At 71.9% G+C, this 19,268-nt stretch carries 19 protein-coding genes; 2 read left to right on the top strand and 17 right to left on the bottom strand.

From position 1 onward, the window contains the following. The 3 genes from ACGIF2_RS17475 to ACGIF2_RS17465 all read right to left on the bottom strand — a co-directional run. On the bottom strand, positions 1-213 hold a 213-nt coding region (locus ACGIF2_RS17475), incomplete at its 3' end, for a hypothetical protein (RefSeq protein ID WP_396048506.1). A gap of 130 nt (positions 214-343) precedes the next feature. After that, complete coding sequence (locus ACGIF2_RS17470) at positions 344-970, bottom strand: DUF6318 family protein (protein WP_396048504.1); 627 nt, start codon at positions 968-970, stop codon at positions 344-346. An 86-nt stretch (positions 971-1,056) separates the two neighbouring features. Continuing rightward, a complete protein-coding gene (locus tag ACGIF2_RS17465) occupies positions 1,057-1,443 on the bottom strand; it encodes a YccF domain-containing protein (RefSeq protein WP_396048502.1) in 387 nt (128 codons plus the stop codon). A gap of 136 nt (positions 1,444-1,579) precedes the next feature. Between ACGIF2_RS17465 and ACGIF2_RS17460 the strand changes: the two genes are divergently transcribed. Next, entirely contained in the window at positions 1,580-2,344 is a 765-nt protein-coding gene (locus tag ACGIF2_RS17460) for a YggS family pyridoxal phosphate-dependent enzyme (protein WP_396048500.1), read from the top strand. Positions 2,345-2,401: 57 nt separating this feature from the next. Then, the gene (locus ACGIF2_RS17455) at positions 2,402-3,370 is read left to right on the top strand and encodes a DUF5996 family protein (protein ID WP_396048498.1); all 969 of its coding nucleotides are present in this window, start codon (positions 2,402-2,404) and stop codon (positions 3,368-3,370) included. A gap of 6 nt (positions 3,371-3,376) precedes the next feature. Here ACGIF2_RS17455 and ACGIF2_RS17450 read toward each other — a convergent pair whose 3' ends face one another. The 14 genes from ACGIF2_RS17450 to ACGIF2_RS17385 form a co-directional block, all read right to left on the bottom strand. Beyond that, on the bottom strand, positions 3,377-3,844 hold the full coding sequence (locus tag ACGIF2_RS17450; protein WP_396048496.1) for an NUDIX hydrolase: 468 nt from the start codon (positions 3,842-3,844) through the stop codon (positions 3,377-3,379). Between the two features lie 63 nt (positions 3,845-3,907). Further along, positions 3,908-5,209, bottom strand: a complete 1,302-nt coding sequence (locus tag ACGIF2_RS17445; protein ID WP_396048494.1) for an LCP family protein — start codon at positions 5,207-5,209, stop codon at positions 3,908-3,910. A 59-nt stretch (positions 5,210-5,268) separates the two neighbouring features. After that, positions 5,269-6,345 carry a biotin/lipoate A/B protein ligase family protein gene (locus ACGIF2_RS17440; protein ID WP_396048492.1) on the bottom strand — a complete coding sequence of 359 codons (1,077 nt, stop codon included), beginning with the start codon at positions 6,343-6,345 and terminating at the stop codon, positions 5,269-5,271. Positions 6,346-6,412: 67 nt separating this feature from the next. Then, a complete protein-coding gene (locus tag ACGIF2_RS17435) occupies positions 6,413-7,273 on the bottom strand; it encodes a hypothetical protein (protein ID WP_396048490.1) in 861 nt (286 codons plus the stop codon). A 70-nt stretch (positions 7,274-7,343) separates the two neighbouring features. Beyond that, the gene (cimA, locus tag ACGIF2_RS17430) at positions 7,344-8,975 is read right to left on the bottom strand and encodes a citramalate synthase (protein WP_396048488.1); all 1,632 of its coding nucleotides are present in this window, start codon (positions 8,973-8,975) and stop codon (positions 7,344-7,346) included. A 317-nt stretch (positions 8,976-9,292) separates the two neighbouring features. Next, positions 9,293-10,393 carry a branched-chain amino acid aminotransferase gene (locus tag ACGIF2_RS17425; RefSeq protein ID WP_396048486.1) on the bottom strand — a complete coding sequence of 367 codons (1,101 nt, stop codon included), beginning with the start codon at positions 10,391-10,393 and terminating at the stop codon, positions 9,293-9,295. Positions 10,394-10,495: 102 nt separating this feature from the next. After that, positions 10,496-11,563: a 3-isopropylmalate dehydrogenase gene (locus ACGIF2_RS17420; protein WP_396048483.1), complete on the bottom strand. Its 1,068-nt coding sequence runs from the start codon at positions 11,561-11,563 to the stop codon at positions 10,496-10,498. Between the two features lie 43 nt (positions 11,564-11,606). After that, positions 11,607-12,131: an ASCH domain-containing protein gene (locus ACGIF2_RS17415; protein WP_396048481.1), complete on the bottom strand. Its 525-nt coding sequence runs from the start codon at positions 12,129-12,131 to the stop codon at positions 11,607-11,609. Positions 12,132-12,292: 161 nt separating this feature from the next. Continuing rightward, positions 12,293-13,321 (bottom strand): ketol-acid reductoisomerase, encoded by a 1,029-nt coding sequence (gene ilvC / locus ACGIF2_RS17410; protein ID WP_396048480.1) that lies wholly within the window; start codon positions 13,319-13,321, stop codon positions 12,293-12,295. A gap of 62 nt (positions 13,322-13,383) precedes the next feature. Then, the gene (gene ilvN / locus ACGIF2_RS17405) at positions 13,384-13,908 is read right to left on the bottom strand and encodes an acetolactate synthase small subunit (RefSeq protein ID WP_396048478.1); all 525 of its coding nucleotides are present in this window, start codon (positions 13,906-13,908) and stop codon (positions 13,384-13,386) included. Next, a complete protein-coding gene (locus ACGIF2_RS17400; RefSeq protein WP_396048476.1) occupies positions 13,905-14,639 on the bottom strand; it encodes an aspartate/glutamate racemase family protein in 735 nt (244 codons plus the stop codon). Before ACGIF2_RS17400 ends, ilvN begins: the two co-directional genes overlap by 4 nt. Next, the gene (locus ACGIF2_RS17395) at positions 14,640-16,514 is read right to left on the bottom strand and encodes an acetolactate synthase large subunit (RefSeq protein WP_396048474.1); all 1,875 of its coding nucleotides are present in this window, start codon (positions 16,512-16,514) and stop codon (positions 14,640-14,642) included. It lies immediately after the preceding gene. Positions 16,515-16,848: 334 nt separating this feature from the next. Then, positions 16,849-18,543 carry a dihydroxy-acid dehydratase gene (gene ilvD / locus ACGIF2_RS17390; protein WP_396048472.1) on the bottom strand — a complete coding sequence of 565 codons (1,695 nt, stop codon included), beginning with the start codon at positions 18,541-18,543 and terminating at the stop codon, positions 16,849-16,851. Beyond that, positions 18,540-19,208, bottom strand: coding sequence for a VOC family protein (locus ACGIF2_RS17385; protein ID WP_396048470.1), 669 nt, complete (start codon positions 19,206-19,208; stop codon positions 18,540-18,542). The genes ilvD and ACGIF2_RS17385 overlap by 4 nt, the downstream gene beginning before the upstream one ends. Positions 19,209-19,268 lie beyond the last annotated feature (60 nt).

The following is a 19,268-nucleotide window of genomic DNA, read 5'->3' as shown; positions in this document are numbered from 1 at the left end:
CAGGTGCAGCAGCGGGGTGAACCCGCCGCAGTCGGGCAGCGGGACGTACCCGTCGGTCGCCGCACAGGGCCCGTTCTCGGCCGGGTAGACGCTCCCGTTCGATGTCTCGCACTGCTCCATCCGCCGGAACTCGACCAGCAACGCCGCCGGATCAACCGCAGCGCGGGCGACAGACCAGGATTCGAACTGGGCCTGGGCCTCACGAGCCTTCATCTCGTAGGAATCATCTTTCGCCTCAGATCCGAGCTCAACACCTGGGGCTGCCCCATCGCTGACGACGAGGGAGTGCGCTGCTAGAACGGCAATGACGAGACCTCGTGACAACCGACGAGGCGTGCGGACCCTATTCATCAATTTCGTTCGCTTCGACGCCGCGTATGCGCCAAGCATCTGCCTCACGCAACACAACGAACGCGATCGTGTATCGCTTCTCGGCTGACTCGTCTGGCCATACCTCTTCCATGGCATCGACCTCGGTGCCTGCGCGCTGCCTCGCGTCCAACTCGACGCTGTAGAAATACCCCGGCGTGACGTCTACGCCCGTGGATGAGGTCACCGTGACAGAAGCCCCCTCGATGCGCCTCTCCGAAGCGTGCATCTCTGTGACGCCCTCGACGACGCTGGCGCAGAAGATGCACTCGGGGTGGCTGAGGGTGTTCCACTCGGTGAGGTCGCCGGTGTTGTAGACGTACGGGTACAGCGAGATGAAGTACGTCGCGACGGCGATGGCGCCCTCGACGCTGACGTCGTCCATCGCGGCGGGGCGTTCGGGCTTCGGGCTCGCGGTCGAGGTGGGCGTCGGCGTCGGGGTGGGGGTCGCGACGGCCTCGGTGACGGTCGGGCTCGGCGAGGGATCCGTCGACGAGGTGCACCCGGTCACCAGCGTGAGGGCCAGGGCCGCGGCGACGGCGAGGCGCGGGGTCGTCGGCGCGGTCCGGGCAGCATCGGGCACACGCGACGTGGAGACCATGCCCGCGAACCTAGCGAAAGGCGGGCATCCCGGTCACCGGTTCAGCCGGTCTGTGGACAGATGGCTCCGGCGGCAGGGTGGGCGCGCTACGCGAAGGTGCGGTCCGACAAGACGATCTGCTTGCCCAGCGGCATGAGGGAGATCGGCACCATCTTGAAGTTCGCGAGCCCGAGCGGGATCCCGATGATGGTGATGCACTGCGCGATGCCCGTGACGATGTGCTCGAGCGCGAGCCACCAGCCCGCCACGATGAGCCAGATCACGTTGCCGATGGTCGACATCGCCCCGGCCGTCGGCTTGTCCACCACGGTGCGGCCGAAGGGCCACAGCACGTAGTTGGCCATGCGGAACGAGGCGATGCCGAACGGGATCGTGATGATCAGGACGCAGCAGATGATGCCGGCGACGACGTACCCGATCGCGAGCCAGAAGCCCGCGAGCACGAACCAGATGAGATTGAGCAGGGTGTTCACCCTTCCACTGTGCCCTCGATCGGCCGGACCCGGTATCGGTGAGTCCCCTGACCCACCCCTGGGGCTCGCGCGGGCGGAGGCGTGGGAGCGGGGGCTGGTCGTAGCGCGCACCGGTCCCGGCGTTAGGGTCCTGGTCATGAGCTCCGCGTCCGACAGCACCGAGATCGCCGCGCGGCTGGCCCGGGTCCGTGCCCGGGTCGCCGCCGCGGAGGACGCGGCCGGCAGGCCCCGCGACTCGGTGCGACTGCTGCTGGCGACCAAGACCCAGCCGCTCGAGGTCGTGCGGATCGCGCTCGAGGCTGATGCCGCAGCCCGCGCCGCCGTGCCCGCCGGTGATGCGCCCCGCGCTGTGCTGGTCGGGGAGAACCGGGTGCAGGAGCTCGTCGCGAAAGCCCCGCACCTGCACGACCTGACGTCGGACTTCCACCTCATCGGTCCGCTGCAGTCGAACAAGGTGAACCAGGCGCTCGGTGCGGCGACGTGCATCGAGTCCGTCGACTCGGTCGACCTCGCCCGACGCCTCGCGACCCGGTGCGTCAGCGCGGGCCGGGTGCTGGACGTGCTGGTCCAGGTCAACGTCTCGGGTGAGGTCACCAAGCACGGCCTGGACCCGGCGCACGCCGTGGAGGCGGCCCTCGAGGTGGCGGCGCTCGACGGCCTGCGGCTGCGGGGTTTCATGACGGTCGGCGCCCGCTCGCCGGAGATGGACGTGGTTCGCGCGGGGTACTCGACGCTGCGGGGCATCCGCGACCGCGTGCTCGCCTCGGGTGCGGCGGGCACAGGCGCGGCGGGCGAGCTGTCGATGGGCATGAGCGGCGACCTCGAGGCGGCCGTCGCCGAGGACGCGACGATCGTCCGGGTGGGTACAGGAGTGTTCGGCGCCCGCCCACCCGTCGCCTGACGGCGTCCGCCGCTCCAGCGATTGACAGGCCTGGGCACCGGGCTGACGGTGGGGTGCATGGGCGACGCACGCGAGACCTCGTCGACGCGCGGAGCAGGCGCCGGGGGCACCTGGCCTGCGCTGCGGTCGGACGAGTGGGCCGACACCCGGGACACGCTGCACATGTGGACCCAGATCCTCGGCAAGATCCGCATGGCGCAGTCGCCGATGCTCAACCACTGGTGGCAGGTGCCGCTCTACGTCACGGCACGCGGGCTCAGCACCTCGACGTTCGCGGGCGGCCCGGACGCGGGCCTGCTCGACATGGAGCTCGACCTCGTGGAGCACGAGCTGCGGGTGCGCTCGACGACCGGTGACGTGAGCACGGTGCCGCTCGCCCCGAAGTCGGTGGCGCAGTTCTACGACGAGACGCTCGCGGCGCTGTCCCGGCTGGGGCTCGACGTCGAGATCTGGGCGACGCCCAACGAGGTGGAGGATCCGATCCCCTTCGCCGAGGACGAGCGGCACGCGTCGTACGACGCCGCGTCGGTCGAGACGTTCTGGCGCCAGCTGGTGAGCACCCACCGGGTGATGAGCGAGTTCCGTTCACCGTTCGTCGGCAAGGCGAGCCCCGCGCACTTCTTCTGGGGCGGGTTCGACATGGTCGTGACGGTCTTCTCGGGGCGCCCCGCACCGGCCTGGTCGGGCGCCCCGCTCCACGTGCCGCGCTCGGTCCAGGTCGAGGCGGAGTCGCACGAGAGCAGCAACGCGGGGTTCTGGCCGGGAGGTGGCGAGGAGGGGTTCTTCTACGCCTACGCGTACCCCGAGCCCGACGGGTACGCCCAGCACCCCGTCTCGCCGCAGGGTGCGCACTACGACCCCGACCTGGGCGAGTTCGTCCTCCCGTACGCGGCGGTGCGCACCGCGGACGACCCCGACGCGGCGCTGCTGGCGTTCTACCGCTCGACGTACGAGGCCGCAGCGGACCGCGCCCACTGGGACCGCGCCGCGCTCGAGACCACGTGGCCCGGCGGCCACCATCTCTGACCCGGGCTAGGCCGGGACGTCGCTCCACGCCCACTCGAGGGCCGTGTCCACGAGGTCGATCCGCCGACCGTCCATCAGCTCGCCGAGGTCGACCCACTCGGCCCCGATCCCCCACGACGCGACCCCCTCGACCACGAGGTTGCCCACGACGCGCGCGACGTAGACCAGCCGCAGGAGGTGGAGCTCGGTCGGCCCGCGACGCCCTGGGGGTGCGACCCCGTTGCCCCGGGCGGAGTCGACCCCGAGCAGAACCCCGGTCTCGACCACGAAGCCCGTCGAGCGAAGCACCTCCCGCCGCGCCGCGTCGACGGGGTGCTCACCGAAGTCGAGCACACCGCCCGGCAGCGTCCAGGCGAGGCCCCCCGGCCCGGGCCCGCGTCGTCGGGTGAGCAGCACACGTCCGCGTTCGAGGCACAGCACGTGCGATGAGACCCGCATCCCCCGATCGGGGTGCGGGAAGGTGTCGTGGTGCACGCCAGGCTCCTCCCGGTTCCCCCCGGCGCGGGCCGTCCGCGTGACGAACCGTAGCAAAGAGGATCACCCGCACGCCTCGTCGTCCGGGTCGACGCCCGTGCGGGCGGTGATCGACGGGACGGGGGCGTCGGGCGAGTCCTCGGGGTCCGTCGTGACCGTCGGCCCCGGTGCGCTCGCCTCCCCGGTCGCCTCTCCTGTCGCCTCTCCGGTCGGCGTGCCCGACGGCTCTCCCGTGGCGCCCGGGACCACGACGGGCTCGTCCGCCGCGAGCCGTCCCCACAGCAGGTCCGCGTCGTCGGTCCACAGGACGCGACCCTTGGACCCGGGCTTGGGCGCCGTCGGCACCGTCAGGAAGACGACCTCGGCCGGGTCGAGCGAGCGCAGGCTCCAGGCGAGCCCGCTCAGGTTGCTCAACGAGGTGAGGTCGCCCGAGAGCGTCAGCGAGCTGGCGCCCTGCTCCAGGAAGCCCGCGACGCTGCGCGGGCTCGTGAGCACGTCCGAGGAGGTGACCTTGCGCACGAGCGCACCGATGAACTTCTGCTGCCGCGGGATGCGCTGGGTGTCGGAGTTGTCGGAGCCGGTCACGTACCGGGCGCGCACGTAGTCGAGCGCCTGCGCACCGGTCAGGGTGTGCCACCCGGCGGACAGGTCGAGGTTCGTGTTGCGGTGGGTGTCACGGATGGCCTCGGGCACGCACACCCGCACGCCCCCGATCGCGTCGACCATGCCCTCGAACCCGGCGAAGTCGACGATCGCGAAGTCCGCCCCGACGTCGATCCCGGTGTTCTCCGCGACCGTCGCGGCGGTGCACAGGCCGGCCAGCCCCGCGTCCCCCGATGCCCCGCCGACCGAGAACGCGGCGTTGAACTTGTCCTTGGTCGGGCTCGACATCGCCCCTGCGGGGTCACGGTCGAGGTGGCAGGCGGGGATCCGCACCTCGGAGTCCCGTGGGATCGAGACGACCTCGACCCGGCTGCGGTCGGCCGAGACGTGGACCAGCATCGTCGTGTCCGAGCGCATGCCCCCCACGGTGCCGCCGATGTCGCCGTTCACGCCGTTGCGGTCGTCCGAGCCGATCGCGAGGAAGGTGAGGGCGCGTCCCGCCCAGCGGTCGGGCTGGGAGCGCGGTGTCGCCCCCGCGCTCGTCCCTCCGATGAGCGCGCCGAGGTCTCCCACGTCGTTGACTGTGCCCTGGAGCCGGGCGAACGCGAACCCCGCGGCCGAGCCGCTGAACGCGAGCAGCGCGACGAGCACGAGAGCCACCGACCACCACCGGGACCGTCGCCGGGCCGCCACGGTCGAGTGGCGGGGCGGCCCCGCACCCCCGGGGTCGTCGGCAGCGGGCACCGCCGGGTCAGGATCCACACCGCCACGCTAGGCACCCGGGACGGATCTCGCCCCCGAAGCGACCTCCGCGGCGCCGGTCAGGGGACGCGCGCGGTCCAGCCCGGGTCGGAGAACTTGGTCTCGACGAGCTCCGCCGCCCGCGCGAGCTCGTCGGGCGTCAGGGCCGAGTCCAGCGTCCGGTACCGCGCGCTGAAGTGTGCCTTGAACGCCTCGATGACCCTCTCGCGGGGCAGACCCGTCTGCGAGCGGACCGGGTCGACGCGCTTGTTCGCGCTCGTCGTCCCCTTGTCGGAGAGCTTCTCGCGCCCGATGCGCAGCACCTCGAGCATCTTGTCCGCGTCGATGTCGTAGGCCATCGTCACGTGGTGCAGCACCGCGCCGCCCACCACCCGCTTCTGCGCCGACCCGGCGAGCTTGCCCGCGGGCGAGGCGATGTCGTTGAGGCCCGAGACGGACGCCTGGACGCCCACGTCGGCGAGCGCGCCCAGCACCCAGTCGTTGAGGAACGTGTAGGACTGCTCGAACGTCAGGCCGTCGACGAGCGAGGCCGGGACCACGAGCGAGAACGTGATGCAGTTGCCCGCCTCCATGAACATCGCCCCGCCGCCCGAGATGCGCCGCACCACGGTGATGCCGTGCTTCTGCGCCCCCTCGGGGTCGACCTCGTTGCGCAGCGACTGGAACGAGCCGATCACGACCGCCGGGTCGACCCACTCCCAGAAGCGCAGCGTCGGGCCGCGGCGTCCCGCGGCGAGCTCCTCGGTGAGCACCTGGTCGAGCGCCGCGTTGGTCGCGGGTGTCAGGGTGGGGCCGTGGATCACGTCGAACGTGTGGTCGTGCCAGCCGGTCGCGTGACCGAGCGCCCGGCGCACAGCGATCGCGACCGACTCGGCGTCGAACCCGATCATCGTGGTGCCGCCCGGCAGCGTGCCGTCCGCCTCGGCCGCCTCGAGCGCCGACACGATCCGCGCGCTCAGGTCGGCCACCCGCGTCGTCTCGGGCAGCCCCACGAGCGAACGGTCGATGACCCCGAGCGCCTCGTCGGGCTCGAGGAAGAAGTCCCCGCTCACGGACACGCGCGTCAGCGTGCCCTCGTCGACCTCGACGTCTGCTGCGACGAGCTTGCCACCAGGAACCTTGTACTCTCCGCGCACCCGTCCACCTTAGGCGTCCCGCGACGGTGCCCCGGACGACGCGACCCGGCTCGTCGGGTGGCCGGCGTCACCCGTCGCCGTGGAGAGCCGCGACCGCCGAGCGGGCCTGCTCCTGGACCATGGTGTCGATGTCCTCGCCCGCCCCGAGACGGTCGCGCAGCTGCTGGTCGTCTGCGCCGGGGCCCGCGTCGGCGGTCCACGTGAGGATGACGTTCTCGACCAGCACGTGACCGTGCAGCGCGAGGACCACGTCGGCGCCCGTGGTCTGCCGGGTCTGCTGCACGAGCGACGGGTAGATCCCCTGCGCCTCGGTCGCCGGCGACGCGACCACCCCGGTCATGCTCGCATCCGGGCCGACGACGTCGTAGGCCGGGCAGGCGTCGACCGTCGCCACGAGCGTCCGGAAGGCCTGGACAGCGGCCTCGACGCTGGGCAGGAGCACGGCCTGCTCGGCGAACGTCACGGTGCCGTTCCCCCACGCGCGGGCGTCGAAACCCGGCGGGGAGTCGGCGACGACGGTGGCCGCGAGGGTGCAGCCCTCGGGCGAGACCGACCGCCCTTCGCCGAGCCCCCACGCGAGCTCGCCGCTGCGCACCTCCTGCACGACCCCGCCGGCCGCGCCCGGCAGCGTCGCCTCGACCTCGGCAGCCGTCACGAACAGGGGGGCAAGTCCGGCCTGGTCGAACAGCGGCTCGGCGGCGGGCGTCGACGCCGGTGCGCTCGGCAGCATCGAGGTGTGGGCCTGCGTGCCCGCGGGCAACGGGTCCGCGCCCGCGTCGCCCCACGAGCGCAGGAGCAGCGAGCCGCCCACCGCCACGACGAGGACCGCGGCAGCACCCCACCAGCGACGTGCCGCGCGCCGCGGGGCGCGGGCACCGGTGGATGTCGCGCGCTCCGTGCCGCCAGGCTCGGGCTCGTCGTCGGACACCGTGGGCTCCCTGCGTCGAAGGCTCCTCCCGACCCTAGGACGCACCGCCCGACGGGTCGACCGCAGCCCGTCAGCGCGGCAGGACGCCGTGGTTCCGCAGACCCCAGATCGCCGAGTCGGTCAGCGCCTCCCACGACGCCTCGATGACGTTGGGGCCCACCCCGACGGTGCTCCACGACGTCTGGCCGTCGGTGGTCTCGATGAGCACGCGCGTCACCGCGTCCGTGCCGTGCATCGCGTCGAGGATGCGCACCTTGAAGTCGATCAGCTGGAACGCCTCGAGCTCGGGGTAGACGCGCAGCAGCGCCTGCCGCAGCGCCTCGTCGAGCGCGTTGACGGGACCGTTGCCCTCCCCCGTGCTGACGATGCGCTCGCCGCCGGCGCGGAGCTTGACGGTCGCCTCGGCCGTCGCGGGCACCCCGCGGCTGCCCGCCCGCTCGACGATCGTCCGCCAGCTCTCCACCGTGAAGTAGCCCGGCCGCGCCCCGTCGATCTCCTCGATGAGCAGCAGCTCGAACGACGCGTCGGCCGCGTCGAACGTGTACCCGTTCGCCTCGGCGTCCTTGACCCGGTTCGTCACGCGCGTGAGCAGCTCACCCTGCCCCGCGAGGTCGAAGCCCAGTTCACGGCCCTTGAGCTCGATCGACGCACGCCCCGCCATCTCGGAGATGAGCATGCGCATGTCGTTGCCCACGGCCACGGGGTCGATGTGCTGGTAGAGGTCGGGGTCGACCTTGATCGCGCTCGCGTGCAGCCCGGCCTTGTGCGCGAACGCGCTGGCACCGACGTAGGGCTGGCGGGCGAACGGGGCGATGTTGGTGATCTCGCTGATGGCGTGCGCGATCCGGGTCATCTCGCGCAGACCGCCGTTCCCGGCCTCGTCGGTGGCCAGCAGCGACCGGCCGCCCTTGAGCTCGAGGTTCGCGACGACCGCGAGCAGGTCCGCGTTGCCGGTGCGCTCGCCGTAGCCGTTGACCGTGCCCTGGACGTGCGAGCAGCCGGCCTCGACCGCGGCGAGCGTGTTCGCGACCGCGCAGCCCGAGTCGTTGTGCGCGTGGATGCCCAGCACCCCGTCGGGGCCGACCGCGGCCCGCACCTCGGCGACGATGCGGGTCACCCAGTCCGGCAGCATGCCGCCGTTCGTGTCGCACAGCGCCACGACCTCGGCGCCGGCCTCGAACGCGGCGAGCACAGCGGCGAGCGAGTACGCCGGGTCGTGGCGGTACCCGTCGAAGAAGTGCTCGGCGTCGACCACCACGCGCCGGCCCTCGCGCGCGAGCAGCGCGACGGTGTCCGCGATCATCGCGAGGTTCTCGGTGCCGGTGGTGCGCAGCGCCCGCTCGGCGTGCCGCAGGTCGCTCTTCGCGACCAGCGTCACGACCGGGGCCTCGGAGTCCAGCAGGGCCCGCACCTGCGGGTCCTGCCACGCCTCGGTGCCGGCCTTGCGGGTCGCGCCGAACGCGGCGAGCACAGCGTGGCGCAGGTCGAGCTCCTTGGCGGCACGCGCGAAGAACTCGGTGTCCTTGGGGATCGCCCCCGGCCAGCCGCCCTCGATGAAGCCGACGCCCAGCTCGTCGAGCAGGGGCGCGATGAGCAGCTTGTCGGCGGCCGACAGGTTCATGCCCTCCTGCTGTGCGCCGTCGCGCAGCGTCGTGTCGTACACGTGGAACGGGCGGCCGGTGCCGGTCGTCGAGCTGCTCACGGTGGTCTCTCTCCAGGCGAGTGGCGGACAGGCGCCGTGCCGCGGCCGCTGGTCGTCAGCCGTGGGGACGCCGTCCCAGGATGGTGCGTCGTCGCCGCGCCCGGGATGGTGGAGTCGGCAACAAAAAAACCCCCCGGGGATACGGGAGGTCGGCGCGTCTGCGGGTGGGCAGACGCGCTAGGCGATCATGAGGTGAGACGCGGAACAAGGTGTCACAGACCACATCCTGCCACACGGGCCGCTGCACCGGCAGGATCCGCCGGACACGTGTCCCGGGTCGAGCGAGGGTCGACCCGGGACACGTGGGCCGCAGCCCGTCAGACCAGCCGACGGAGCCAGCCGTGACGGTCGGCGACCCGTCCGTACTGGATGTCGGTGAGCTCGTTGCGGACGCTCGACGTGACGGGACCCGTCGCGCCGTCACCGACCGTGAGGTCGAAGCCCTGGCCTCCGAGCCGCCCGATGGGCGTCACCACCGCGGCCGTGCCGCACGCGAAGACCTCCGCGACCGAGCCGTCCTCGAGGCCCGCGCGCAGCTCGGCGAGCGGGACGGGGCGCTCGCGCACCTCGTGCCCCGCGTCCGCGAGGAGCTGCAGGATCGAGGAACGGGTGACGCCCTCGAGGATCGAGCCGGACAGCTCGGGGGTCGAGACGCTGCCGTCGGCGTGCACGAGGAAGACGTTCATCCCGCCGAGCTCCTCGACGAGCGTGTTGGTCGAGGCGTCGAGGAAGCACACCTGGTCGTAGCCGAGCGCGTAGGCCTCCTGCTGGGGCAGCAGGCTCGCCGCGTAGTTGCCGCCGCACTTGGCCGCCCCGGTGCCGCCGGCCCCGGCGCGGTGGAAGTCCTCGGCGACCCAGATCGACACGGGCTGCACGCCGCTCGCGAAGTACGGCCCGACGGGCGAGGCGATCACGAGGTACTCGGCCGCGGCCGAGGGGCGCACCCCGAGGAACCGCTCGGAGGCGTACATGAACGGCCGCAGGTACAGGCTGCTCTCGTCCCCGGACGGCACCCACTCGACGTCGGTCGCCACGAGCGCGGCGAGCGAGCCGAGGAAGTCCTCCTCGGAGAGCACGGGCAGCGCGAGGCGCTGCGCCGACCGCGCGAACCGGGCGGCGTTGGCCCACGGCCGGAACGTCCACACCGATCCGTCGGCGTGGCGGTACGCCTTGAGACCCTCGAAGATCTCCTGCGCGTAGTGCAGCACCGCGGTGGCCGGGTCCAGCTGCAGCGGCCCGTAGGGCTCGATGCGGCGGTCGTGCCAGCCCTGGTCGACCGACCAGGTGATCCGCGCCATGTGGTCGCTGAACACGGTGCCGAACCGCGGTGCGACGAGCTTCGCCGCGCGCTCGTCGGCGGGCGTCGGCGACTCGGTGAGATGGACCTCGAACGTCGTCGAGGTGGTCGTGATGCTCATGGGAAGGCCTTTCACCAGGTTCTGGACTGACGTTACCGGGTGAGGACGGCCGTGGGGAGAAGGTGCCCGCAGGTGCTCGTCGGCCGGGGCCGACCGTCGGCGTCAGCCGGCGATGCGTGCGGCGAGGTCCTTGCCCACCTCGGCCGTCGACCGTACTCGGCCGCCGAGCGCGGCACGCTCGACCAGGTCGGCGGCGACGGCGGCCTCGACCTTGGCGGACGCGTTGGGCAGGCCCAGGTGGTCGAGCAGGAGCGCGACCGACAGCACCGTCGCCGTCGGGTCGGCCTTGCCCTGGCCGGCGATGTCGGGCGCGGAGCCGTGCACCGGCTCGAACATGCTCGGCGTGGTGCGCTCGGGGTTGATGTTGGCCGACGCGGCGAGGCCGATCCCGCCCGTGACGGCGGCGGCGAGGTCGGTGATGATGTCGCCGAAGAGGTTGTCGGTGACGATCACGTCGAACCGCGAGGGGTTCGTGACCAGGAAGATCGTCGCCGCGTCGACGTGCAGGTAGTCGACGGTGACGTCGGGGAACTCCGCGTTGACTGCCTCGACGGTGCGGCGCCACAGGTGGCCCGCGTGCACCAGCACGTTGTGCTTGTGCACCAGGGTGAGCTTCTTGCGCGGACGGGCCGCAGCGCGCGCGAACGCGTCCCGCACCACGCGCTCGACGCCGAACGCGGTGTTGACGCTGACCTCGTTCGCGACCTCGTGCGGGGTGCCGACGCGGATCGCCCCGCCGTTGCCGACGTACGGGCCCTCGGTGCCCTCGCGCACCACGACGAAGTCGACCTCGCCGGGGTCCGCGAGCGGTGAGGTGACGCCCGGGTACAGGCGGCCGGGCCGCAGGTTGACGTAGTGGTCGAGGGCGAAGCGCAGCTTGAGCAGCAGCCCGCGCTCGAGCACGCCCGACGGGACCCCCGGGTCGCCGATCGCGCCCAGCAGGATCGCGTCGTGCGTGCGGATCGCGTCGAGGTCGGTGTCCGTCAGGGTCTCGCCGGTCGCGTGCCAGCGGCGCGCACCCAGGTCGAAGTCCGTGGTGGTGAGCCGCACCGAGCCGCCCGGCAGCGCTGCCTCGAGCGCGAGCAGACCCTGCTCGACGACCTCGGTGCCGATGCCGTCCCCGGCCACGACGGCCAGCCGGATGTCACGTGCTGCGGTGTTCTCGACCATGGTCGAACGCTACCCCTCCGTCTCACACGTCGGGACCTTCATCTCATTGCTCGGACGCGGGCGGCTGCTGGTACAGGAGCTCGAACTCCTCGAGCACGAGTGGCATGTCCGGGGTGAACTCAGGGCCCCCGGTCGTCTCCGCGACCCGGCGCCAGTACTTCTCGTGCTCACGGCGCCACGACTCGAGCGTCCGGTCGTCCTCGCCCTCGGCGGCCGCGAACGCGGCGTCCACGTCCTCGAAGGCCGCGATCCGCACCACCGTCGTGCGGATCAGCCCGCGCGGGTGACCCGCACCGTCGAGCAGGATCGACAGCTCCCCCACGGCGGGCATCGGCTCGCCCGCGTGCTCGAGCTCCCACACGGCGGTCGAGCACGCCCTCTTCTCCCCGTCCAGCACGTGCGCGAGCAGCTCGTCCGCGAGTCGGGGCGAGTCGCCGAACGACCAGGCCTGCGGGGGCACCGCTCCCAGCGCCGACGCGCCCACGACGACACCCAGCCGGTCGATCCCGGCATGCCCTCGGGCGACCTCCCAGAACCGCTGGATCTCGCTCTCGTCCACCGCGTGCATCGTGCGCTCCTCGTCGTTCTGGTCTGCCGGGTCGTGCTTCCGGTCGGCGCCCCCGGGCTTGCCGACCTGTGCGCGGCACGCCGGAACCTCCGTGCCGGTCGCGGCCCTGGGGTCCGAGACCGGCACGGAGGTTCCTCGTGCCGTGGTGCGGGGTGCGAGCGTCAGCGCGCGGCGCTGCCCTCGACGTAGTCGCCCTCGGACGGCTTGACCCACGCGAACATCTTGCGCAGCGAGCGGCCCGTGGCCTCGATCGGGTGCGCCTCGCCCTTGGCGCGGAGCTCGGTGAACTCCGGGGCGCCCGCGTCCTGGTCGTCGATGAAGCGCTTCGCGAAGGCACCGTTCTGGATGTCCGCGAGGACGGCCTTCATGTTCTCCTTGACGCTCGGGTCGATGACCCGCGGGCCCGAGACGTAGTCGCCGTACTCGGCGGTGTCGGACACGCTCCAGCGCTGCTTGGCGATGCCGCCCTCGACCATCAGGTCGACGATGAGCTTGAGCTCGTGCAGCACCTCGAAGTACGCGACCTCGGGCTGGTAGCCCGCCTCGGTCAGCGTCTCGAAGCCGTACTGGACCAGCTGCGAGGCGCCGCCGCACAGCACGGCCTGCTCGCCGAACAGATCGGTCTCGGTCTCCTCGGTGAACGTCGTCTTGATGCCGGCCGCGCGCAGGCCACCGATCGCCTTGGCGTACGAGAGCGCGAGGTCCCAGGCGCTGCCCGACGCGTCCTGCTCGACGGCGACGATCACCGGCACGCCGCGGCCGTCGACGTACTCGCGACGCACCAGGTGGCCCGGGCCCTTCGGGGCGACCATGACGACGTCGTGGCCGGCCTCGGGCGTGATGTAGCCGAAGCGGATGTTGAAGCCGTGCCCGAAGACGAGCGCCGCACCCTCGTTGAGGTTCGGGGCGATCTCGTCGCGGTACAGGTGACGCTGCACCTGGTCGGGCGCCAGGATCACGACGACGTCGGCCTCCTTGACGGCGTCCACGACGGACAGCACACGCAGGCCCTCGTTCTCGGCCTTGGCCCGCGAGGCGGAGCCCTCGCGCAGACCGACGCGGACGTCGACGCCCGAGTCGCGCAGGTTGAGCGCGTGCGCGTGGCCCTGGCTGCCGTAGCCGATGACGGCGACCTTCTTGGCGGCGATCAGGGACAGGTCGGCGTCGTCGTCGTAGAACAGCTCAGCCACGGTGGTTCTCCTTGGTGTGATTCGGTGAGGATGGACGTCTGTGTCGTTCGAAGGGTCGGTCGTCAGGCCGACCGGGTGACCCGCTCGAGCGCGCGGTCGGTGATGGAGCGGGAGCCGCGGCCGATGGCGACCGTGCCGGACTGCACGATCTCGCGGACCCCGAACGGCTCGAGGGCACCGAGCAGGGCCGCGAGCTTGGCCGGGCCGCCCGTGGCCTCGATCGTCACGGTGTCGGGGACCACGTCGACGACGTGCGCCCGGAACAGCTCGACGACCTCGAGCACGTGCGTGCGCTGCGCGGCCTCGGCCCGGACCTTGACGAGCAGCAGCTCGCGCTGGACCGACGCGGCGTCCTCGAGCTCGACGATCTTGATGACGTTGATGAGCTTGTTCAGCTGCTTGGTCACCTGCTCGAGCGGCAGGTCGTCCACGTCGACGACGACAGTGATGCGCGAGATCTCGTCGCGCTCGGTCGGACCGACCGCGAGCGAGTGGATGTTGAACGAGCGCCGCGCGAAGAGCCCCGCGACACGCGTGAGGACGCCGGGCTTGTTCTCCACCAGCACCGAGAGCGTGTGCCTGGTCATGCTGCACCTTCTTCCAGGGACGAGGCCTGCGGCGCGAGGGCCGCGTCGAGGAGGGCGTGGACGTGCAGTGCTGTGCTGTCGAGCAGCGGTACGGGGCTGAACGCAGGGTCGTCGGGCGGGACGAGCATCGACAGCTCGGTGCAGCCGAGGACGATCGCCTGCGCACCCTGCTCGACCAGGCGTCCGATGATCGCGGCGTACGACGCCCGCGAGGAGTCCAGCACCCGGCCGAGCGCGAGCTCCTCGTAGATCACCCGGTCGACCTCGACCGCGTCGGCACCCGTGGGCACGATCGTCCCGACGCCCCGGGCGGCGAGCCGGGCCGGGTACAGCTCTTGCGACGCCATCGTGAAGCGCGTGCCGAGCAGACCCACGCGCTCGACGCCCAGGTCGACGACCGCATCGGCCACCACGTCGACGACGTGCACCACCGGCAGGCCCGAGCCGCGGGCGACCTGGTCGTGGACCAGGTGCATCGTGTTCGCCAGGATGCCCACCAGCTCGGCTCCCCCGGCGCGCAGCTGCGCACCCTCGCGCTCGTACATCGCACCGAGCGCTGCCCAGTCACCGGCGCTCTGCAGCGCCGCGACGTCGGCGAAGTCGACCGAGCGCAGCACCAGGTCGGCCGAGCGGAGCCCGCCCAGGCGGGCCTGGACCCCCTCGTTGAGCTGGCTGTAGTAGTGCGACGACGACTGCCAGGAGGTGCCGCCGAGCAGGCCGATCCGCCGCACTCAGTCCTCCCGGTCCCACGCGGGCGTGATGCCCCGCGCGTAGATGATGTCGTCGTTGCTGACGCCCGTGGGCACCATCGGCCAGACCATCGCGTCGCGCGAGACCGTGAAGTCGACCACCACGGGGCGGTCGTCGATCTCCATCGCCCGCTTGATCGTCGCGTCGACGTCGGCCTTGGTCTCGCAGCGCAGCCCGACGCACCCGTACGCGTCGGCGAGCTTGACGAAGTCGGGGATCCGCACGGTGCCGTGACCCGTGTGCAGGTCGGTGTTCGAGTACCGCGACTCGTAGAACAGCGTCTGCCACTGGCGCACCATGCCCAGCGAGGAGTTGTTGATGACCGCGACCTTGATCGGGATCTCGTTGATCGCGCAGGTCGCGAGCTCCTGGTTGGTCATCTGGAAGCAGCCGTCGCCGTCGATCGCCCACACGGTGCGACCGGGCTCCCCCACCTTGGCGCCCATCGCGGCGGGCACCGCGAAGCCCATCGTTCCCAGGCCCCCGGAGTTGAGCCAGGAGTTCGGCCGCTCGTAGCGGATGAACTGCGAGGCCCACATCTGGTGCTGGCCCACGCCCGCCACGAAGATCGACTCGGGACCCGAGATCTCGCCGATGCGCGAGATGACGTGCTGCGGGGCGAGGTGACCGTCGCTGGGCTCGTCGAAGCCGAGCGGGAACGTCTCGCGCAGCGCGTCGAGCTCGTGCCACCAGGCCGCCAGGTCGGGCTTGCCGTGCTGGACGTGCTCACGCTCGAGCTCGGGCAGCAGGTCGGCGATGACCTCGCGCAGGTCGCCGACGATCGGCACGTCGACCACACGGTTCTTGCCGATCTCGGCCGGGTCGATGTCGGCGTGCACGATCGTGGCGTGCGGCGCGAAGCTCGACAGCTTGCCCGTCACGCGGTCGTCGAACCGGGCCCCGAGGCTGACGATCAGGTCGGCCTTCTGGAGCGCCGCGACGGCAGCGACGGTGCCGTGCATGCCGGGCATGCCCAGGTGCTGGGGGTGCGAGTCGGGCAGCGCCCCGCGGGCCATGAGGGTCGTGACCGCGGCGGCGCCGGACGCGTCCACGAGCCGACGCAGCTCGGCCGACGCACCGGAGCGGATCGCGCCGCCGCCGATGTACAGCACGGGGCGTCGTGCCGTCGCCAGCAGCCGCGCCGCCTCCCGGATCTGCTTGGCGTGCGGCTTCGTGACGGGGTGGTACCCGGGCAGGTCGAGGTCCTGCGGCCACGAGAACGTGGTCTCGGTCTGCATGGCCGACTTGGCGATGTCCACGAGCACGGGGCCCGGGCGGCCGGTCGAGGCGATGTGGAAGGCCTCGGCGATGACGCGCGGGATGTCGGCCGGGTCGGTCACGAGGAAGTTGTGCTTGGTGATCGGCAGCGTGATGCCGACGATGTCGGCCTCCTGGAACGCGTCGGTGCCGATCAGCGACGCCCCGACCTGACCCGTGATCGCCACCATCGGGATCGAGTCCATGTTCGCGTCCGCGAGCGGCGTCACCAGGTTGGTCGCACCGGGGCCCGACGTCGCCATGCAGACCCCGACCCTGCCGGTGGCGTGCGCGTAGCCCGACGCGGCGTGACCGGCGCCCTGCTCGTGGCGCACCAGGATGTGGCGCAGCCTCGTCGAGTCCATCAGCGGGTCGTACGTCGGCAGGATCGCGCCGCCGGGGATGCCGAAGACGACCTCGACACCGGCCTCCTCGAGCGAGCGCACGATCGACTGGGCGCCCGTGACCTGCTCCGGGCCGACCGTCGCCGCTCGGGCGGGCTGCTGCGCGCCGGTGAGCCGCGGCTCGACCGTCGCTCGCACCGAGGCCGGCGTGGCAGCCGTGGTGCGCGGAGGTGCGGGGTGGGTGCCCTGGACCATCGATTTCTCCCTGGCGTCGGTGCTGGAGCGGATGCTCTGGTCGTGCTGGGTGCTGCGTGCGGGGCTACGTGGTGGTGCTGACATAGAAAAACCCCTCGAGCCGCGAAGGGCTGGACGAGGGGTGAGCGCGCTGACGAGACCGTGGCGAAAGTGGCCTCAGCCTGCGCGCCCGGGAAGTACTACAAGGATCGTCTGCACGCACGAGACTGTACGCGCGCCCGCCGAGGTTGTCACGCTTCACCCCGCGCGTCTCACATGGTGGTTCACGCGTCCACAGATCGGGATGCTCCTGGGATGGCACCGACCTGATCGACGCATGTCCGCTGCGTACGGGCTAGACGAGCACCGCACCCACCGACGCCGACTGCACGAGCTTGACGTACTTCGCGAGCACCCCGCGGGTGTAGCGGTGCGGCACCGGCTCCCAGCCGACGCGGCGGGCCGCGAGCTCGTCCTCGTCGACCAGCAGCTCGAGGAGCCCGTGCGCGACGTCGAGCCGGATGCGGTCACCGTCGCGCACGAACGCGATGGGCCCCGCGTCGACGGCCTCGGGGGCCACGTGCCCCACGCACAGCCCGGTCGTCCCGCCCGAGAACCGGCCGTCGGTCAGCAGCAGCACGTCCTTGCCCAGGCCCGCACCCTTGATCGCGCCCGTGATCGCGAGCATCTCGCGCATGCCCGGCCCCCCCTTGGGGCCCTCGTAGCGGATCACGACGACGTCACCCGCGACGATCGTGCCGTCCTCGAGCGCGTCCATCGCCGAGCGCTCACGCTCGAACACCCGGGCCGTGCCCTCGAAGACGTCGGAGTCGAAGCCCGCCGACTTGACCACGGCCCCCTCGGGCGCGAGCGAGCCCTTGAGGATCGTGATGCCGCCCGAGCGGTGGATCGGGTTGTCGAGCGCCCGCAGGATCTTGCCGTCGGGGTCGGGCGGGTCGATCTCGGCCAGGTTCTCCGCGACCGTGCGCCCCGTGACCGTCAGGCAGTCGCCGTGGATGAGCCCGGCGTCGAGCAGGGCCTTCATGATGACCGGCACGCCGCCGACGCGGTCCACGTCGTTCATGACGTAGCGGCCGAACGGCTTGAGGTCACCCAGGTGCGGGACCCGCGCGGCGACCCGTGAGAAGTCGTCGAGCGTCAGGTCGACCTCGGCCTCGTGCGCGATCGCGAGCAGGTGCAGGACCGCGTTGGTCGAGCCGCCGAAGGCCATGACCACGGCGATCGCGTTCTCGAACGCCTCCTTGGTCATGATCTGGCGCGCCGTGATGCCGCGGCGCAGCAGCTCCACGACGGCCTCCCCCGAGCGGTGCGCGAACTCGTCGCGGCGACGGTCGGCCGAGGGCGGCGCGGCCGACCCGGGCAGCGACATGCCCATCGCCTCGGCCACCGACGCCATGGTGTTCGCGGTGTACATGCCACCGCACGCCCCCTCGCCCGGGCAGACCGCCCGTTCGATGCGGCCCACGTCCTCGCGGCTCATGAGGCCCCGCGAGCACGCGCCCACGGCCTCGAACGCGTCGATCAGCGTGACCTCCTTCTCGGTGCCGTCCTCGAGCTTGACCCAGCCCGGCATGATCGACCCGGCGTACAGGAACACGCTCGCCAGGTCGAGCCGCGCCGCGGCCATGAGCATGCCGGGGAGCGACTTGTCGCAGCCCGCGAGCAGCACCGACCCGTCGAGCCGCTCGGCCTGCATGACCGTCTCGACGCTGTCGGCGATGATGTCGCGGCTCACGAGCGAGAAGTGCATGCCCTCGTGGCCCATCGAGATGCCGTCGGACACCGAGATGGTGCCGAACTCGAGCGGGTACCCGCCCGCCGCGAACACGCCCTCCTTGACGGCCTTCGCGAGGCGGTCGAGCGACAGGTTGCACGGCGTGATCTCGTTCCACGAGCTCGCGACGCCGATCTGCGGCTTCGCGAAGTCGTCGTCCCCCATGCCGACGGCGCGCAGCATGCCGCGCGACGCGGTCGCCTCGAGGCCGTCGGTGACTGTGCGCGACCGCGGCTTGATGTCGACCTCGCTCATGACCGCCCCTGCCAGGTGCACACGCACATCTCGTTGCCCTCGACGTCGGCCAGGATCCAGAACGCGGGCGCGCGGTCGTTGCTCACGAGGTGGCCGCCCGCCGCGATCGCGTCGGCGACGCGCTGCTCCGCGACGTCGTGCGGCACCGTGACGTCGACGTGGATGCGGTTGCGCTGCGGTCGCGGCGCCTCCATCTGCTGGAACCAGACCGCCGGGCCCAGACCCGCCGGGTCCTCGAGCGCGGTCGGCTCAGCGGGGTCCTCCCCCGCTGCCGCGCGGTAGCCCAGCACGGCCCGCCAGAACGGCACCACGGCCGGGATGTCGAGCGCGTCGATCGCGATCTCGGTGATGCCGAGCACCGGGACCTCGGCCTCGATCCCCAGCTCGTCGGCGATCTGCGTGATCACGGCGGCCAGCGCGACGTCACGGGCGGTCAGACCCTGGGCGTCGTGGCTCGTGAGCGTCACGCGCAGCCGCTCGTAGGTCAGGTGCAGGTCGGGGTGGTGCTGCACGGCCTCGGCTGCGAGCGTGATGCGCTGCGCGAGCAGGAAGCCGTGGCCGAACGTCCCGGTGCGGAAGGACGCGTGGAGCGAGCCCAGCAGGACCCGCCAGTGGCGGTCGTCGGTGCGTGCGGTCACGTCGGCGTGAGTCAGCAGCTCGGTCATGGCCCCAGCGTGGCACCGGGCACCGACAGCCGCCTGTCGGTGCCCGGTGCCGTGTCGTGC

It is taken from the genome of Cellulomonas sp. P22 (assembly GCF_044392165.1).
This window is presented reverse-complemented; position numbering and strand designations above follow the sequence as displayed.

What these genes read in the sequence shown, in the direction of transcription:
- ACGIF2_RS17425 (WP_396048486.1), bottom strand. Translation starts at nt 10,393, where the DNA reads ATGAGCATCACGACCACCTCGACGACGTTCGAGGTCCATCTCACCGAG.
- ACGIF2_RS17395 (WP_396048474.1), bottom strand. Translation starts at nt 16,514, where the DNA reads ATGGTCCAGGGCACCCACCCCGCACCTCCGCGCACCACGGCTGCCACG.
- ACGIF2_RS17420 (WP_396048483.1), bottom strand. Translation starts at nt 11,563, where the DNA reads ATGGTCGAGAACACCGCAGCACGTGACATCCGGCTGGCCGTCGTGGCC.
- ACGIF2_RS17415 (WP_396048481.1), bottom strand. Translation starts at nt 12,131, where the DNA reads ATGCACGCGGTGGACGAGAGCGAGATCCAGCGGTTCTGGGAGGTCGCC.
- ACGIF2_RS17460 (WP_396048500.1), top strand. Translation starts at nt 1,580, where the DNA reads ATGAGCTCCGCGTCCGACAGCACCGAGATCGCCGCGCGGCTGGCCCGG.
- ACGIF2_RS17385 (WP_396048470.1), bottom strand. Translation starts at nt 19,208, where the DNA reads ATGACCGAGCTGCTGACTCACGCCGACGTGACCGCACGCACCGACGAC.
- ACGIF2_RS17455 (WP_396048498.1), top strand. Translation starts at nt 2,402, where the DNA reads ATGGGCGACGCACGCGAGACCTCGTCGACGCGCGGAGCAGGCGCCGGG.
- ilvD (WP_396048472.1), bottom strand. Translation starts at nt 18,543, where the DNA reads ATGAGCGAGGTCGACATCAAGCCGCGGTCGCGCACAGTCACCGACGGC.
- ACGIF2_RS17470 (WP_396048504.1), bottom strand. Translation starts at nt 970, where the DNA reads ATGGTCTCCACGTCGCGTGTGCCCGATGCTGCCCGGACCGCGCCGACG.
- ilvN (WP_396048478.1), bottom strand. Translation starts at nt 13,908, where the DNA reads ATGACCAGGCACACGCTCTCGGTGCTGGTGGAGAACAAGCCCGGCGTC.